Origin of the sequence: Gilliamella sp. wkB292, from assembly GCF_001690235.1 — a bacterium.
GTDB lineage: Bacteria > Pseudomonadota > Gammaproteobacteria > Enterobacterales > Orbaceae > Gilliamella > Gilliamella apicola_F.
On sequence record NZ_LZGO01000077.1, the window covers coordinates 1 to 18,031 of the forward strand.

Below are 18,031 nucleotides of genomic sequence, written 5' to 3' on the forward strand. Positions count from 1 at the left end.
TGATGCTTGCTTTCTTTTACATTAAATGCCGTTTGATATGCCAAGTTACAACGTGTAGAAGATTGGAAATAATTTTTAGACAAATGCCATGTAGAAACACTCAGCAAAAATAAAAGTATTGCAGATAATGCAATAATATTATAAGCCTTATTGTTGATTCTTAATGACATATTCTATCTCACTATTCATCTAACAAAATTTCTGTTTATTTTACCGAAAAAAGTAGTAAATTTATACTTTTTTAAAATTTTTAACTTTACATGCTTTAATTCAGATTGTTTATTTAATCATTGATAAGTGACTGGTTAACGACTGCCGAGTAAAATATAGTCTAATTATCGGGTATTTTGATATAAAATAAGAAAGATAAATGTTTACTGTTCTGCTATTATATTAACCTAACTTTAAATCGATAAATCATACGATATGAAAATTCTCTTTGGTGTTCAAGGAACAGGAAATGGCCACGTCAGTCGTTGTAGAACATTAGCCCATGCGCTTAAAAAAGCAGGGGCTGATGTTGATTATATTTTCAGTGGACGTGATCCTAAAGACTATTTTGATATGCAGGTTTTTGGTAATTATAAAACCTATCGTGGTGTTTCGTTTGCGACGTTAAATGGTAAGATTAATTTTCGCAGAACAGTACAACGGATTCGTGCATTTCGTTTAATTAAAGATGTGCGTGAACTCGATTTATCGAAATATGATTGTATTATCAGTGATTTTGAGCCAGTCAGTGCTTGGGCTGCACATTATCAACATCGTGATTGTTTAGGGATAAGTAATCAGGCGGTGTGTCAATATCTTAAACCTAAAGAATATGGACTGATAGCCAATGTGATTATGAAATATTATGCACCAGTGACTAAACCCATTGGTTTACATTGGTTTCATTTTGGACATAAATTGATACCACCAATGATTGATTCATTTGAGGTTGCCTCAAGTGAAAATGGCAATATCGTTGTTTACTTGCCATTTGAAGCATTAGATGAAATTACTGTGTTACTACAACAGTTCCCAAATTATCCATTTATCTGTTTCCATCCGGATATTAAACAAGTCGAACAGAAAGGTAATATTCTTTTTCAACCACTCGGTCGCGATAGTTTTACGCAGGCGTTAGTCAGTTGTTCAGGAATCATTGCAAACACTGGCTTTGCTTTAATTTCAGAAGCGTTAGTTTTGGGTAAAAAGATTTTAACTAAACCGGTATCGGGGCAATTTGAACAGATCTATAATGCTCAATGTTTACAAGCGTTAGATATGGCAACAGTGATGGAAAGTTTGAATAATATCAAACTTAAATATTGGCTTAGTTTGCCTTCTCCTAAACCAATCATCTATCCAGATGTTGCAACCGAACTTGCTAATTGGATCGTTTCAGGGCAAAAAGAGCCTTTACTTTCGTTAAGTGAACGGCTTTGGAGTCAAACGATATTTCCTGAAAATGTCAATCAGAAGATAAAATCCTTAGGATATGTGTAAAGGTATAAAAATGATTTTAAGCATTATTGTTGCTATGGCAAAAGATCGCGTCATTGGTCTTAACAATCAAATGCCGTGGCATTTACCGGCAGATTTGGCTTGGTTTAAGAAAAATACATTACATAAACCCGTTATTATGGGACGCAAGACTTTTGAGTCTATTGGTCGTCCTTTACCTAATAGACATAATATTATTATTAGTCGACAAGCTCAGTTAGAACATGATTCTGAAAATGTAAGTTGGGTAAAATCAATTGACGAAGCATTATCTATAGCTAAAGATCAGCTTGCCGATGAAGTATTTATTATTGGTGGCGGTAATATCTATCAGCAAGTTTTACCTTTCATCGATCGGTTATATTTAACACATATTGATGCCTATTTAAAGGGTGATACCTATTTCCCCGATTATTTGGTTCGGCAATGGCAACAAGTTTATTGTCAAAATTGCTTTGCTGATGAAAAAAATCCTTATCATTATCAATTTGAGATTTTAGAAAAAGTTTAACTATCGGTAAATTGCCACAGCATTAATTGATGTGGCAATTAAATCAAGGGTTATCCTTGAAAACGTTTTGCTTCAACAACATCGGGTAATTGCTTAATCTTATTTAGCACACGATTAAGTGAGTCGTGATCGAAAATCTGTAAATCCATGTCAATTGTCGCTAATTGCTGCTTAGTATCACTGCGACTTGATACGCCTAACACGTTGACTTTTTCATTAGCGACAATAGTGGTAATATCGCGTAATAAACCACTTCTATCATTGGCTACAATTCTAACAATCATGGTATAGCTTGATTGCGTGTTTTCACTCCACGCTGCACTCGTTATGCGTTCTGGAGCATGATTTTTTAACTCTTGCAATTGTTCGCAATCAGCTCGATGTATTGAAATGCCTCGACCTTGAGTGACAAAACCAACAATAGGATCACCAGGAATAGGGCGACAACAATTAGCAATGGTATACATTAAATTACCTACGCCTTCAATGATGATTTCACCGCCTTTTGTTGTATTTTTGGCTTGAGAGGTCGATTTTTGTGAAATTTGCTTTAATACTGCTTCGTCTTCTTCTTCCGCTGTTGGCTTATTAAATTGCGCGTTAATAAAGTTCACCAGTTGGTTAATTCTGATGTCACCACTGCCAATACCCGCTAAAACTTCATCAAATGAATGGGCGTTATATTTTGCGATAAGAATTTTTTCAACGTTTTTGATACTAATATTCAGCGGTTCTAATTCATTTTCAAGTATCTGTTGACCCGCTGCAATATTCTTATCACGATCTTGTTTTTTGAACCAAGCTTGAATTTTGGCACGTGCGCGGCTGCTATTGACAAAGCCTGTATTAGGATTTAACCAATCACGACTTGGATTAGGTTGTTTTTGCGTAATGACTTCAACTTGATCGCCAATTTTTAACATATAAGTAAATGGGACAATTCGCCCATTTACTTTGGCACCAATACATCTGTGGCCGACATCGCTGTGAATATGATAAGCAAAATCAAGTGGTGTTGAACCCGCTGGTAAATCAACCACATCACCTTTAGGTGTAAATACATAAACCCTATCATCAAAAATTTGGCTTCTTACTGCTTCTTGGATTTCACCACTTTCTGACATCTCTTTTTGCCAAGTTAATAGTTGGCGTAACCAAGAGATGCGCTGATCATAAGCCGTCATTTTGTCAGTAGTGCCTTCTTTATACTTCCAATGTGCGGCAATACCTAGTTCAGCATCATTATGCATTTGTTCGGTACGAATTTGAATTTCGATAGTTTTATCTTGTGGGCCATAAACAACCGTATGAATAGATTGATAGCCATTGGGTTTGGGATTAGCTACGTAATCGTCAAATTCTTTAGCAATGTGTTTGTAATGACTATGTACAATACCCAGTGCGTTATAACAATCTTCAACACGATCGCAAATAATTCGTACTGCTCGAATATCATACAGTTCTTCAAACTGTAAATGCTTACGCTCCATTTTTCGCCAAATGCTATAAATATGTTTTGGACGACCATAAACTTCGGCATGGATATGATCTTGATTCATCAAATCCTGTAAATTTTTAACAAATTTATTGATATATAATTCTCGGTCTAATCGCTTTTCTTGTAATTTTGTTGCGATCATGCGGTATTGGTCAGGATATAAATACCGGAAGCAAAAATCCTCTAATTCCCATTTTAATTGCCCAATACCTAATCGGTTGGCGAGTGGGGCATAAATATTAAAGCACTCTTTAGCGGCAAGGACTTGCTCTTCTTTAGGTGCATTCATTAAATTGCGTAAGTAAGTGATACGCTCAGCGATTTTGATTACAACGCTACGAAAATCATTCACCATCGCCAGTAACATACGCCTGATACTATCGATTTGTTCTGTTGTCGCATTACCATTACGAATTGCACGTAGTTGTCGCAAGTCTTTCATTCGGATGATGCTTGAAATAATATGGGTAATTTCGCGGTCAAAATCTTCCGGAATATCTTCACGACGGATAATCTTAGATTCTAAGAAAGGTAGCAATAACGCAGCACTTAAACTGTTAACATCCATACTTAAGGTTGATAAAATTTCAACCATTTCAATGGCACTTTTGAAACAATATAGCTGCTCAGGTGCGCCCGCACTATTTTCAAAACAGAAATCCCAAACATCTTTAAATTTTTCAAAAGACTGCGGGTTAGTTAGTAACAGTTCTTTTTTTGCCCACTGTTCGACATCAAACTGAGCGAGAGAATAGTGTTCTTCGCTCTGTTGGTGTGCTCCTCTAATAGATACCATAATTATGATCCTACTTCGTTAACAGCAACATTGATTCAATGTGCTTGGTTTGTGGAAACATATCTAAAATTGCGACTTGAGCAATCTTGTATCCTTTAGCAATAAATTGCTTACAATCTCTGGCTAATGTAGCAGGATTGCACGAAATATAAACGATATTTTTAGGTGATATTTTTACAATTTGAGCGGTAGTATTAAAAGCACCAGCTCTAGCAGGATCCAATAAAACCTTATCAAATTGTAAATCATTCCATGTTGAGAATTGCTGCTCATCCTCTAAATTACTGGTTAAAAATTGGGTATCTGCACGTATTTCATTGCGATTTAATTTGGCGTTGAATTGTGCTTTTTCAACCAGTGCTTTAACACCTTCGATCCCTGTGACCGATTTACTTAATGTTGCCATCGGCAATGAAAAATTACCCATTCCACAAAATAGATCTAAAACGTTGTCCGTTGGTTCTAATGTTAGCCACTCAAGTGCTTGGTTAATCATCTTTTGATTAATTTTACTGTTTACTTGAATAAAATCTAGAGGGCTAAAGGTTAATTTTAACTTATTGATTTGATAATAATGTTGATTATCACCCGAGATATGAACGAGTTTATCGCCATGCAAATAGAGTGAAATGTTATGTTCTTGCGCGAATTGTCGTAATAATTTGGTATCTTGCTCATCCATTGGGCTAATATGTCTCAATACAACAATTACCCCACTATCTACCGAGATTAATTCAATATGACCTAGTGATTTTTTTTGTTTAATATTAGTTAAGCTGTGTTGTAATGGAATCAGTAAGTTATTTAACTTATCAACTAAAACAGGGCAATTTTTAATAGTAATTATCTGATTTGATTCTGCTTGTCTAAAACCAACAAAAAGTACGCCTTTGATCAGGTTGATAGATAATCTGGCTCTTCTGCGATAAGCGTAAGGTTGATCTGCAATAATAATAGGGGCATCGTTAAGCACATTATCTAATGTTGCGCCACTCTCTTTTTTTAACAAGTTGATTAATGCTTGATATTTGGCTTGTTGTTGCAAATGTGGTGATATGTGCTGTAAGTCACAACCACCACATTTTTGATAATATTGGCATGGCGGCTTAAGGCGATCTTGGCTTTGGTTATGATATTTAATAACGGTTGCTTTGGCATAATTTTTTTTATCTTCCGTAAGTTGAATATCAACTATTTCATTAGGTAGTGCAGATTTAACGAAAATTGTTTTGCCATTATGATTTGCTACCCCTTGACCGAAGGCATCTAACGTTGAGACTGTTACAGTCAATTTTTGGGGAATAAATTTCTTTTTAGGTGGAGTGTAAAAATTAACCATATTAACTTACTTAAATTATGTCAATCGCTTTAAAAGTTCCGTTTTAACGTGTAAAGGGACTAAGTTTGAAATATCGCCACCATGAAAAGCAACATCTTTTACAATAGTTGATGAAATAAATCCCATAGCTATTGATGGCATTAAAAATATCGTGTCTAAATCGGGTTTTAGTGCGCGGTTCATTTCGGCCAGTTGCCTTTCGTATTCAAAGTCATGTGTGGTTCTTACGCCACGGACAACCACGGTCGCATTATGTTTTTGGGCAAAATCTGCCATTAAATTATCAAAGCCAATGACTTCAACATTGAGTAAATGCTCAATGGCGCTAGACGCTAAATTGACGCGTTCATCTAATGCAAAAAGCGTTTTTTTACTAGGATTTTGTGCAACAGCAATAATTAAACGTGGAAATAATTGCGACGCTCGGGTAATAAGATCAATATGACCATTGGTGATCGGGTCAAAAGTACCAGGAAAAATAGCGGTTAAGGTTTTACTTTTCATGTTCAGGTTATCCATTAGGACATATTAAAAAATATCATACCTAATTTTATGCCAGATTGTTAGTTTAAGCTGGTAAAAACATATTGGTTTTATTTTGGTGTATATGGCGCACCTTAGTTTTTCTATATTTAATGGTATACCAAAATTGGTGAAAAGAGTAAAGTTGCTTTTTCCTTAATTGATTAATTATGGGTAAAAATTAAGTATTGCCGTAATGTGCTTTAATCAAATAAGTCGTTTTTACGTGGTGATAAATTGATAGGTTGTATGGTGATGATACACTTCGTTGGGTTGCAAATAACAACTTGGTTGTGGCCATTGAGGATGATGCGGGCTATCAGGTAAAAATTGCGCTTCTAATGCAATACCCGCAAAGTTGCTATATACATCATTATGACGATTAGGCGTATTTTGTAGAAAATTGCCAGTATAGACTTGTAATGCAGGTTTAGTGGTTTTGATATTCATTAAAACTTTTTTATCGGATGATATTAATTGTGCGGCAATAGCTTTAGTCTTATCTAATAAATAAGCATGATCATAACCGCCAGTCACTTGCCGTTCGGGACTCTCGAGCAGTCTATCAGACAATTGTTTTGCTTGCCGTAAATCCATGTCATATTGACCAACATCAGCTAAGTTATGATAAGGAATCCCTGCGCGATTAACCGGTAAATAGAAATTCGCATTAACTTTTAATGTATGTGCAAGGACACTATTACTCAACTCACCATCAAGATTAAAATAAGCATGATTAGTTAAGTTTACTGGTGTAGTTTTGTTAGTTGTTGCCTGAAAATCGATAATGACTTCATTTTCATTAGTTAAATAATAAGTCACAATTACCTTCAGCTCACCGGGAAAGCCTTGATCGCCATCAGACGATATTAAATTAAATGTCACTTTTTGAGCTGATTGATATTCAATATTCCAAATTTTCTTATCAAATCCGCATTGCCCACCATGGAGTAGGTTTACCCCTTGGTTGGCGGTGAGCAAATAGTGTTGACCATTGATATCGATAGTTGCATTAGCAATACGATTTGCATAACGTCCAATAGTTGCACCCAGATAAGCATCTTGGTGTTGATATTGGTTTAACGATTGACAACCCAGCAGTATTTCGCGATGCTTGCTTGCAACGGGTATTAAGCATGATAACCAAGTTGCCCCCCAATTAGAGACCTTAATGGTCATTCCTTGCAAATTAGTTAATGTAATAATCTGTTTTATTGGCATAAAACATGGGCTCCTTCGCTAGGTTCACAAACATAAATTGTTTCTTTAATACCAAACTTTTCAAAATAATTGTCATTAACGATTGTTTTAACACTGTTTACTTTATCTTTTGCCACTAGTGCAACTACGCAGCCGCCAAAGCCTCCTCCAGTCATGCGAACGCCACCTTGTTCACCAATTACATCATGAATAATTTCGACAAGATAGTCGATAGCAGCAACAGTAATTTCAAAATCATCACGCATTGAACGATGACTGGCTGCCATTAATGTAGATAATAATTTATAATCTTTAGCCTCAAGTGCCTTTGCCGCTTGGAGTGTACGTTCATTTTCGGTAATGACATGGCGTGCACGTTTAAATACTGTAGGATCTAAGGTGGTTTTGATTTTTTCAAGATCAGCTAATGATGCATCACGTAATGCCTTTACACCTAGTGCTTTTGCAGCTGCTTCGCATTGTTTACGACGAGTATTATATTCACTATCAACTAATCCTCGTTTAATATTAGAATTGATAATGACAACAGCAAAATCCTTGGGCATTTTGACCGCTTTGGTTGTCAGTGAACGACAATCAATTAATAATGCATGCTGAGCTTGTCCTAGTGCTGAAATTAATTGATCCATAATGCCACAATTACAACCGACAAATTGGTTTTCGGCTTCTTGACCAATTAAGGCTAATTTTGTGCCATCAAAAGGTAACTGATAAAGTACTTGCAACATTTTACCGACGGCAACTTCAAGCGATGCTGACGAGCTTAAACCTGCACCTTGGGGTACATTACCACTAATGACAAAATCAACCCCGTGGATAGCATTTGTATAGTTTTTAAGATGTTTTATCACACCACGCACATAGTTAGCCCATTGGTAATCAGGATGTTTTTCAATGGACGAATCAAGAGAAAATTGGTCTTGTTGATTATCATAATCGACAGCAATAACACGTATAATATTATCTGAACGTTTGTGATAACTTATCACTGTTTGATAATTAATTGCGCAGGGTAAAACAAAACCATCGTTGTAATCGGTGTGTTCACCAATTAAGTTTACGCGTCCTGGCGCTTGTATAAAGGTATCGGGTTTGTAACCGAATTGGCTTTCAAATACTTGTGTCGTGCTATCAATTAATGCTTTCATTTACTTATCCTTTTGCTCTTTATAATGCACATCACTCACGTTGCGAAGTTTTTCGGCAGCTTGTTCGGGGGTTAAATCTCGTTGCACTTCGGCAAACATTTCGTAACCAACCATGAATTTTTTTACCGTAGCTGAACGCAACAAAGGTGGATAAAAATGCGCATGTAGTTGCCAATAATCATTGTTATCACCTACAAATGGTGCGCCGTGCCAACCCATTGAATAAGGGAAAGAACAATGAAATAAATTATCGTAGCGACTTGTTAGTTTTTTAAGCGCAATAGCTAAATCTATTTGCTGGTCATTATTTAACTGTGTTAATTGCGCAATATGCGTTTTGGGTAATAATAGTGTTTCAAATGGCCACACGGCCCAAAAAGGGACAACGGCAAGCCAATGTTCTGTTTCTACCACAATTCGTTCACGCAAAGTTAACTCTTTTTGCACATAATCGACTAATAAATTTCGGTGATATTTTTCAAAATAATGACGCATATTGAGATCTTCACACGCAACTTCATTTGGAATAAAACTATTGGCCCAAATTTGCCCATGTGGATGTGGATTAGAGCAACCCATTGCCGCACCCTTGTTTTCAAATATCTGTACCCAAGGATAATCTTGGCTCAGTTCTTGTAATTGACTTATCCAAGTTTTAATTACGCCTTCAATAGCAGTTAAATTGAGTTCGGGTAGGGTTTTACTGTGATCGGGTGAAAAACAGATAACGCGGCTAGTACCTTTAGCACTTTGAATCTGGAATAACGGATCTTGGCTTTGCGGCGATTCTGGCGTATCTACCATTAATGCGGCAAAATCATTAGTAAAAACATAGGTTCCAGTATAGTTAGGATTAATATCACCCGTTACTCGTTTATTTCCAGGGCATAAAAAGCAGTTTGGATCGTAACAGGGTTTTTGTTCTTGATTTATCGTTTCTTGTTGACCTTGCCAAGGTCGTTTGGCTCGATGTGGCGAGACAAGCACCCATTGATTAGTCAATGGGTTATAACGACGATGAGGGTGATCGACAGGATTAAAAATAGCCATTTTCGCCTCTTTTATCTTTCTTTTTATGATTGATGCTCTAGGGTTTAATCGGGATAGCCTTGTGGATTATGTGATTGCCAATTCCACGAATCTTTTACCATATCATCAAGTGTTAATTTGGTTTTCCAACCTAAAATTTGTTCTGCTTTTTTTACATCAGCCCAAAATGCGGGTAAATCGCCAGCACGTTTAGGAGCAAAGTGCCAATTAAGTGGTTTGCCAGAGGCTTTTTCAAAAGCTTTAATAACTTCTAATACACTATAACCAATACCTGAACCTAAATTATAAATATGTACGCCAGCTTTATTCTGGTCAGCTTTAAGTGCAGCGATATGTCCATCAGCTAAATCGACCACGTGAATAAAGTCACGAACACAAGTGCCATCTTTTGTCGGGTAGTCATTACCAAAAACAGCAAGTGACTCACGTTTTCCTACTGCAACTTGAGTAATATAAGGCATTAGGTTATTGGGAATACCGAGTGGATCTTCACCCATTAATCCGCTTGGATGTGCACCAACAGGATTAAAGTAACGTAATAAAGTTAATGACCAATCTGGTTCCGCAACAGCTAAATCCATCATACATTGTTCAACCATTAATTTACTTTTTCCATACGGGCTACTTGGTAAACCTTGTGGTAATGTTTCAACATAGGGAACTGGTGCAAGTTCGCCATATACGGTTGCAGATGAGCTAAATATTAACTGTTTTACACCTGCAGCTCGCATTGCTTTCATTAACACAATACTGCCATAGACATTGTTTTCATAATATTCAAGCGGTTTGTATACTGATTCCCCCACAGCTTTTAGTCCAGCAAAATGGATAACAGCTTGGATATCATGCTCAGCAAATATTTTTTCTAACAATTGTTGGTCACAAATGTCACCGTGATAAAAACTAACACCATGCCCGGTAATTTGTTTAATTCTTTCTAATACTGATGCTTTGCTGTTAAATAAGTTATCAATGACAATCGGTGTGTATCCTGATTGAATTAATTGTACACATGTATGACTTCCAATATACCCGCAACCACCTGTTACTAATATTTTCATGTTAAAACCTTAATCTAACGTTATATTTTTATTGAGTTCTTGTTGCTCTTTATTTAGTTTACTGTTTTGGTTTTTAAAGATATCCCAAGGACCGCGTCCAGATAAAGTGAATGACGAAATCAGTGTAAAACTTAATGCGATCGCGCCAAGGACTAAATAGGTGCCTTCGTAGCCAATTTTAACATACATTAAACCTGCAAAGGTGGACATAAACATAATAGAGAGTTGTTTTGCAAAACAAAATGCAATTAAATAAACGGTTGCTGATAATCGAATAGGAAAGTGTTTAGTAATATATTTAAATGCCCCAACCAATAATAATGGCGCTTCGAACATATGTAATGTTTTTAAAATAACAACTTCAATTGCGTTAGTTGCAAATGCCGAACCGGTTATACGAATAGACATAATCGCACCTGCAATTAATAAAGTATTTTTACTACCGATCTTCATGACAATAATTGGTGCAAAAAACATGACAGTAGCATTTAAAAATTCACCAAGCGTTGTGACATAACCAAACGCTTCACGACCCACTTGTTCGCTTTTGAAAAATGAAGTGAAAAAGTTAGCAAATTGCTGATCAAATACATCATATGTACAGGCAACACCGATAATATAGAGCATAAAATACCATGTTTTACTCATGCTAAGTAAGTTAAAGGCAAGTTTTAAATTAAATGGTTCAGGTTTATTAAGTCCCATTTGTTCAACAACTTCGGTAGTTGTTGTTTTGGCTGGATCGGCTATTTTAACTAAAAACAATAATATAATTGCAAAACCTGAACATAACCAGTAAACCGCATTGATATCTTTTGAAATCATAATACCAACAAATGAAGCACAAATTGCCCAACCAAAACAACCAAACATACGGCATCGACCAAATTCAAATCCACTTCGTCGACTGATTTTTTCAACCAAGGCTTCTATTGATGGTGAGCCACAATTGAATGCCACACTCAGATAAAGTCCCCCAACTATAGCACCTAAAGTAACATTAAATTGGAGTAACGGTCCTAATACAAAAATAAAAAAGGGGCCAAATAGAACTAATAGTAATGTGATAATCCACAGTAGATGTTTTTTTAATCCTAGTTTATCCGAGATTAATCCAAAAAAAGGTTGAAAAAGAAGCGCAAATAATGAAATAAACGAAAACACATATCCTGTTTCGGCTTGATCTAACCCATTCATTTTTAACCATACAGGAAAAAATGGCGAATAGGCCCCCATAATGAAAAAATAAAGGAAAAAGTAAAGCGTAAATACCCAGTAATTTTTATTGTAAAGCGATGAGGTTATTTTTTGATTCATAATCAACTTCCTTTGCTAATCTTTCAATGATTACGTAATTTGCATATCGTTTACATTAAAAGTAAGTACAAAAAGCTATCTGTTTTTAAGGATAATATCATCTTATTTTTTTCAAAAAAGTGATCTAGATAACATTTTATGAAATCGATTACATTATTTTATAAATTAGTTACATTACATCATTAAGTTTTTTTGAATGTTTTATTAATGCTAAATCTGAGTTTATACATGCTGTTACTTATATAAAATAGTGGCTATTTTCATTAAACTGAATTTTTTCAACTAGGATAAAATTAGTTATGAATTAAAATTGTGCTTTTATGATACCGGTTACATTTTTTAAAACAGGTTAATTAAGATAAAGATCTTTATCAAGTCAAAAATTGAGTGATTTTAAAAAATATGAACCATAACTAAATCAAAAATAGATTATTTGTTATTAGTTTTTAGGCATGCCATTTTAGACGATTGATAAAAAATTTTTGATGGAAAATATAAATAATCCGTTGAGTTAGCTAATATAATATGTAATTTTTAATTAGTTATGTTTGTGTATGTATTTTACTGCGTAATTTTATAAAGTTTATCAATAGAACAATTAATATAACTATCAATGCTAAAGTTAACAATAGCTAGATAAAACCCATTCCGTCAATTTTTGGCGAAATGGGCACTAAGGTTATTTATACTTTAGCATTAAACATGAATACGTTTTTCAAAATCGCTCCAATCATAAAAACCATCAGAGTTAAGCGATGCATTTTTGAGTTTTAGTTGAAAATGTTCAGGTGGATTATTGATATCGAGCGCTTGCCCTGTATAAAGTTGTTCAAAACTTTGATAAACATATTCAGCTTTAAAATAATGCTTGCCTGTTAGCGAGTGTTTGAAGCGTTGAAAAATTACTTTACCACCAATAGGAGTGGTTTCATATTGATGAGGTAGTTGATACTCTTCAAAATCTAAAGCGCCTAATAGTGATGCGATTGTACTATCATGACCGACTAATAAATTGACCGTATATTGTTGCTGCATTAGATCATCAATCATATTGATCAATTTGGCTGCTGCGCGTGTAGCGAGTGTTTTGGTGTGGCAAATTAAGTTAATGTACTGATTACGAATCTGCACAATTTGTTGCCACTGCTCTAAGCTATCAATTTTACCCCATGCAATTTGATTTTTAGGAAACGCTGAATAATATTGCAATAAAAAAGAATCAACGACACTAATGCCAACGGCTAAGGCTCCCAATAATGCTGGCTCTTCATTCTTTTTGAAATAGAGTTCTAATGGGATATCGGCTAATTCACACTGATATTGTTTGTATAGCTCAGATTGTTTGTAATTGAGTATATCTGACAAAATTTGATAAGCCGGCGCTAAGTTTTTAAAAATTGATTGAGCCTTATCTGCTTGCTCAATATCACGTAAAACGGCTTGCTTAAATTGTTCTGAATCTTCTTCTAAACTTGGGTCGAAAATTGGATCCATTCTTTCAATAGGATATTTATGATTAATAGTTATATCACAACCTGCATAGGCGCCGGCTACAATGAACTGCGCTGTCGCAACGGTTCTTTGTAAACTATTGGCATAGACAAATAAGTCATGACTATTATTGGTTATTTTGATATTGTGTTTTTCTAACCATTGTGACAGGTAGTGACCAAAATAGACTTCTAATGCTCCTCCTCTGGTTGTTAGATAACCATAAGGATGGTCCCATTTGGGCCATTGATAAGGAGTAGCTTGATCAATAAATTCTAGGGTATTTTGTAAAGCTGTACGAATACCATGACGACTTAGTATAACAACTTTTTCCAATTGGTAATGCGAGTTACTCATTTTGTGATCCAACCTTGCTTATGTAGATAATCTAAAATAAAACTTCGTTGCCCATTTATAATCGTTTCGGCAATTTTATCACTCCAACCACCTGTTTTTTGATGGGTACTACGGTGGTTGTAATAATCATTCATTTGTGTATCGTATTGTGCCAATAGAGTTTTATCTATTGGTTGATATTGATTTTCGAAAAATACCAAAGGCTTAGGAAGTCTTGGCTTTATTTCAGGGTGTTGGTCTGGATAGCCAATGCATAACCCAAAAAGAGGCAAAACATATTTAGGGATGGCTAATAATTCCGTAACTTTATCAATATTATTACGTAAGCCACCAATATAAACTATGCCTAAGCCTAAAGATTCAGCTGCAATCACTGCATTTTGTGCCATGAGCGCAGTTTCAATGCAGCCAACTAAAAGTTGTTCTGCTCTTTCAAGGGGTATTGTTGGATCAATTTGAAAATGTCGATTAAAATCAGCGCAAAATACCCAAAATTCGGGTGCTTGTTTAACATAGCACTGATCACCTGTGTAGTGAGCAAGTTTTTCACGTTTGTTACTATCAGTAATACGAATTATAGTTGCGCATTGTAAAAAATTAGAGCTTGAAGCCGATTGTGCAGCGGTAACAATTGTATCGATTTGCGCTTGGGTTAAGGGAATGGATTTATAAACACGAATTGAACGGTGCTGACAAATTAAATCAATTGTTTGGTTTTGCATAATGGCTCCTTTATATAACTATTTTTTCATGAACTGTAAGTCCCAAACCCCGTGCCCTAAATTTTGACCTCTTTTTTCAAACTTAGTAATTGGCCTATCTTCTGGTCTGGGAATATAATCACCTGTTGATGATAAATTCTTAAAACCTTCCGCTTGAGTTAATACTTCAAGCATATGTTCGGCATAATGTTGCCAATCGGTAGCGAGATGTAAAATACCACCAATTTTTAATTTTTTTTGTATTAATTGCACAAATTCAGGTTGAATAATTCTACGTTTATTATGTCTAGCTTTATGCCAAGGATCGGGAAAATAAATTTGCACTTTATCAAGCGAGTCATCAGCTATCATATTATTCAAGACTTCAACGGCATCATGACACATGACTTTTAGGTTAGATAATTGGTTTTCTTCGATCGCCATTAAACAAGCACCCACTCCAGGTTTGTGCACTTCAATTCCCAAAAAATCTTTAGTAGGCGCATTTTTGGCCATCTCAACCAATGATGCCCCCATACCAAAACCAATTTCTAACACGAAGGGCCTTTTGTTATTTGAACCTATAGTAACGTTTGGATTATAGTCAATACCAAATGAAGGCCATAAATTCTCTAATGCTTGTTGCTGACCTTTAGTTAAACGACCTTGTCGTAATACAAAACTTCGAATAGTTCGTTTTGATTTTATATCTTCACTGTTATTTATCATGGATTGTTCATTCATCACGTTGTCTATTTTTGTGTCGCTGTTTGCCAAATTTGTTTACTCATTAAGGTTTATAATAAGAAAGTAGTTTAACTGATTTTTGATTCACTTCAAGAAAACATATTGTTGATATGTTTTTCTATTTATTATTGTGATACATATAAAAAATTTTGAATAAATTTTTATAATGTGGTTGAGCATACTCTGTAAATGATTATATAATTATCACCCCGATTTAACCGATTACGTATAAGTAATCATTATAACATGCTTGAGGATTTCTCGTGCCTGATATGAAGCTTTTTGCTGGTAATGCTACACCAGAGCTGGCAAAACGTATAGCTAATCGTCTTTATACTTCTCTAGGTGATATTGTTGTTAGTCGTTTTAGCGATGGAGAAGTAAATGTACAAATTAACGAAAACGTCCGTGGTGAAGATGTTTTTATTATTCAATCAACTTGTGCGCCTACCAATGATAACTTAATGGAATTATTAGTCATGATCGATGCAATGCGTCGAGCATCTGCTGGTCGTATCACAGCGGTTATTCCTTATTTTGGTTATGCAAGGCAAGATCGTCGTGTACGTTCAGCGCGAGTGCCTATTACAGCTAAAGTTGTTGCTGACTTTTTATCAACAGTTGGTGTTGATAGGGTATTAACCGTTGATCTTCATGCAGAGCAAATTCAAGGTTTTTTTGATGTACCTGTAGATAACGTATTTGGTAGCCCAGTTATTTTAGAAGATATGTTACAACGCGAGTTTGAACGTCCGATTGTCGTATCGCCTGATATTGGTGGTGTGGTACGTGCTCGAGCGATTGCAAAACTTTTAAATGATACTGATATGGCAATTATCGACAAGCGTCGTCAACGCGCTAATGAAGCGGAAGTGATGAATATCATCGGTGATGTTGCTGATAGAGATTGTATTTTAGTTGATGATATGATTGATACAGCCGGTACACTTTGTAAAGCAGCGGATGCATTAAAAGCGCGTGGTGCTAAAAGCGTTTATGCTTATGCAACGCATCCAATTTTTTCAGGTAAAGCCGTCACCAATATTAAAAATTCTGCCATTGATGAAATAGTTGTTTGTGACACCATTCCGTTAACTGCTGAAGTAAAAGCATTAAAAAATGTACGTCAATTAACACTATCTGGGATGCTTGCTGAAGCTATTCGTCGTATTAGTAACGAAGAGTCAATTTCAGCGATGTTCCATCAATAATTTATTTTATTATTGAACGACAAGCCCCTTTATATTGGGGCTTTTTTCTAAAAAAAATCAGTAAAAATCCCAATATTATGACAACGATAAAACTTATTGTAGGACTTGCCAATCCTGGAAATGAATATGCCGCAACTCGCCATAATGCAGGTGCATGGTTTGTTGATCTTTTAGCTGAACGATATCATCAATCTTTAAAAAATGAAGCTAAATTTTTTGGCTATACAGCTAGAATAAACATTGGCGGTCATGACGTGAGATTATTAGTTCCTACCACGTTTATGAATTTAAGTGGTAAAGCGGTACAGGCACTAGCAACCTTTTATCAAATTAAACCAGAAGAAATTTTAGTTGCTCATGATGAACTGGATCTTAACCCGGGTATTGCTAAATTTAAATTTGGTGGAAGCCATGGCGGCCATAATGGTTTAAAAGATATTGCTAGCAAATTAGGTAATAATTTAAATTTCTATCGTCTTAGAATTGGTATTGGTCATCCTGGTGACAAAAATAAAGTTGTCGGTTATGTGTTAAATAAACCCTCTAAACCCGAACAAGAACTCATTGATAAAGCGATAGAAGAATCAGTACGATCAGTTGAGATTTTATTATCAGATGGCATTGAAAGTGCAATGAATCACTTACATGCTTTTAAAGGCTGAAAGGGTGGTTATTAAATTTATTATAGTGATAAATTTTATTGGATGATAATCCACCTAGCATCAGGTGGATTGTGTTGAATCAAACAACATTAAGAAAAAAGATGAGTAACATCTCCCCCTTTTTCGGCGATTTTTTTCATCACTTCTTTGATTAACCACATATTCATCGATGCGGTATCATCGGTACTGCCTGGGTAGTTAAGTTCTTTTGCCAAATTTTTTCGTGCTTCTAAACTATTATCGATACCTAATAATTTCAATAAATCAACAATGGATGTTTTCCAATTAAGTTTTTCAGGATATTTGTTCGCTAAATTCTCTAATATAGACATAACATCAGTCTGAGATACTTGTTTGGCTTGGTCTGAATTTTGTTGTGTTTCTGTTTGAATGCCAGAGGCGGCGTTTTTAGCAGCATCTGTCATACTATTTACTTTGTCTTTGACTGTATTGTCAACATTTGCTGCTGCTGCTTGTGCGCTTGGAAATATTTTAGAAAAAATATTATTTAAGATACCCATATTACATCCTCCTATGTTTAAACTGCTTTAAAAAACTGCTTAACGATATAGATGTAGATAATATCCTTTTCAGTATACCTGTTTGAAAGTAACACTGTCAAAAAGATAAATATTTACTGCTTTTATCTTTCAAAATTAGGCTACCAATTTTGGTCTCTATGTCTATTTTTCAAAGCGATCTTTATTCGAACTTTGATAAATTAATTTATTGAATAACTTGTATAAGTTAGTTTTAAGACAAATGATATAAAGATATTTTTAGGATTATTTATTATACCAATTCTATATAAAATGTGATCGGTATCCCAATTTCAAACAAATTTGGCATACGATGTAGTAAATTAGTTGTAATATTTGGTTTACCAATATGTAGTGTGACATAAATTTTTT

16 protein-coding genes are annotated in these 18,031 nt (G+C 35.1%); 4 read left to right on the forward strand and 12 right to left on the reverse strand.

Translation table 11 applies throughout. The annotated features are described in order from the left end of the window. Positions 1–426: 426 nt before the first annotated feature. Both A9G09_RS10075 and folA read left to right on the forward strand, forming a co-directional pair. A complete protein-coding gene (locus A9G09_RS10075; protein WP_065634707.1) occupies positions 427–1,491 on the forward strand; it encodes an MJ1255/VC2487 family glycosyltransferase in 1,065 nt (354 codons plus the stop codon). A 10-nt stretch (positions 1,492–1,501) separates the two neighbouring features. Further along, positions 1,502–1,999, forward strand: coding sequence for a type 3 dihydrofolate reductase (gene folA, locus A9G09_RS10080; RefSeq protein ID WP_065634708.1), 498 nt, complete (start codon positions 1,502–1,504; stop codon positions 1,997–1,999). Between the two features lie 50 nt (positions 2,000–2,049). Here the strand turns inward: folA and relA are convergent, their stop codons facing one another. From relA to trmB, 11 genes are all read right to left on the reverse strand, one after another. Continuing rightward, positions 2,050–4,293, reverse strand: coding sequence for a GTP diphosphokinase (gene relA, locus A9G09_RS10085; protein ID WP_065634709.1), 2,244 nt, complete (start codon positions 4,291–4,293; stop codon positions 2,050–2,052). Positions 4,294–4,303: 10 nt separating this feature from the next. Further along, a complete protein-coding gene (gene rlmD / locus A9G09_RS10090) occupies positions 4,304–5,632 on the reverse strand; it encodes a 23S rRNA (uracil(1939)-C(5))-methyltransferase RlmD (protein ID WP_065634710.1) in 1,329 nt (442 codons plus the stop codon). 15 nt (positions 5,633–5,647) lie between these two features. Continuing rightward, positions 5,648–6,136, reverse strand: coding sequence for a pantetheine-phosphate adenylyltransferase (gene coaD, locus A9G09_RS10095; protein WP_065634711.1), 489 nt, complete (start codon positions 6,134–6,136; stop codon positions 5,648–5,650). Between the two features lie 240 nt (positions 6,137–6,376). After that, on the reverse strand, positions 6,377–7,375 hold the full coding sequence (gene galM, locus A9G09_RS10100) for a galactose-1-epimerase (RefSeq protein ID WP_065634712.1): 999 nt from the start codon (positions 7,373–7,375) through the stop codon (positions 6,377–6,379). Next, positions 7,366–8,523 carry a galactokinase gene (galK, locus tag A9G09_RS10105; protein WP_065634713.1) on the reverse strand — a complete coding sequence of 386 codons (1,158 nt, stop codon included), beginning with the start codon at positions 8,521–8,523 and terminating at the stop codon, positions 7,366–7,368. The genes galM and galK overlap by 10 nt, the downstream gene beginning before the upstream one ends. Beyond that, the gene (gene galT / locus A9G09_RS10110) at positions 8,524–9,573 is read right to left on the reverse strand and encodes a galactose-1-phosphate uridylyltransferase (RefSeq protein ID WP_065634714.1); all 1,050 of its coding nucleotides are present in this window, start codon (positions 9,571–9,573) and stop codon (positions 8,524–8,526) included. 44 nt (positions 9,574–9,617) lie between these two features. Continuing rightward, positions 9,618–10,634, reverse strand: a complete 1,017-nt coding sequence (gene galE / locus A9G09_RS10115) for a UDP-glucose 4-epimerase GalE (RefSeq protein ID WP_065634715.1) — start codon at positions 10,632–10,634, stop codon at positions 9,618–9,620. Between the two features lie 9 nt (positions 10,635–10,643). Then, positions 10,644–11,951, reverse strand: coding sequence for an MFS transporter (locus tag A9G09_RS10120; protein WP_065634716.1), 1,308 nt, complete (start codon positions 11,949–11,951; stop codon positions 10,644–10,646). 696 nt (positions 11,952–12,647) lie between these two features. Continuing rightward, positions 12,648–13,799: a histidine-type phosphatase gene (locus A9G09_RS10125; protein ID WP_065634717.1), complete on the reverse strand. Its 1,152-nt coding sequence runs from the start codon at positions 13,797–13,799 to the stop codon at positions 12,648–12,650. After that, entirely contained in the window at positions 13,796–14,521 is a 726-nt protein-coding gene (gene nfsA, locus A9G09_RS10130) for an oxygen-insensitive NADPH nitroreductase (RefSeq protein ID WP_065634718.1), read from the reverse strand. Before nfsA ends, A9G09_RS10125 begins: the two co-directional genes overlap by 4 nt. Positions 14,522–14,539: 18 nt before the next feature. Beyond that, the gene (trmB, locus tag A9G09_RS10135; RefSeq protein ID WP_335339953.1) at positions 14,540–15,244 is read right to left on the reverse strand and encodes a tRNA (guanosine(46)-N7)-methyltransferase TrmB; all 705 of its coding nucleotides are present in this window, start codon (positions 15,242–15,244) and stop codon (positions 14,540–14,542) included. Positions 15,245–15,510: 266 nt separating this feature from the next. Here trmB and A9G09_RS10140 point away from each other — a divergent pair, with 266 nt between their 5' ends. Further along, positions 15,511–16,458 carry a ribose-phosphate pyrophosphokinase gene (locus A9G09_RS10140; protein WP_065634720.1) on the forward strand — a complete coding sequence of 316 codons (948 nt, stop codon included), beginning with the start codon at positions 15,511–15,513 and terminating at the stop codon, positions 16,456–16,458. Between the two features lie 77 nt (positions 16,459–16,535). Continuing rightward, entirely contained in the window at positions 16,536–17,120 is a 585-nt protein-coding gene (pth, locus tag A9G09_RS10145; protein ID WP_065634721.1) for an aminoacyl-tRNA hydrolase, read from the forward strand. Between the two features lie 89 nt (positions 17,121–17,209). Here the strand turns inward: pth and A9G09_RS10150 are convergent, their stop codons facing one another. Beyond that, entirely contained in the window at positions 17,210–17,641 is a 432-nt protein-coding gene (locus tag A9G09_RS10150) for a DUF3597 domain-containing protein (protein WP_065634722.1), read from the reverse strand. Between the last annotated feature and the right edge of the window lie 390 nt (positions 17,642–18,031).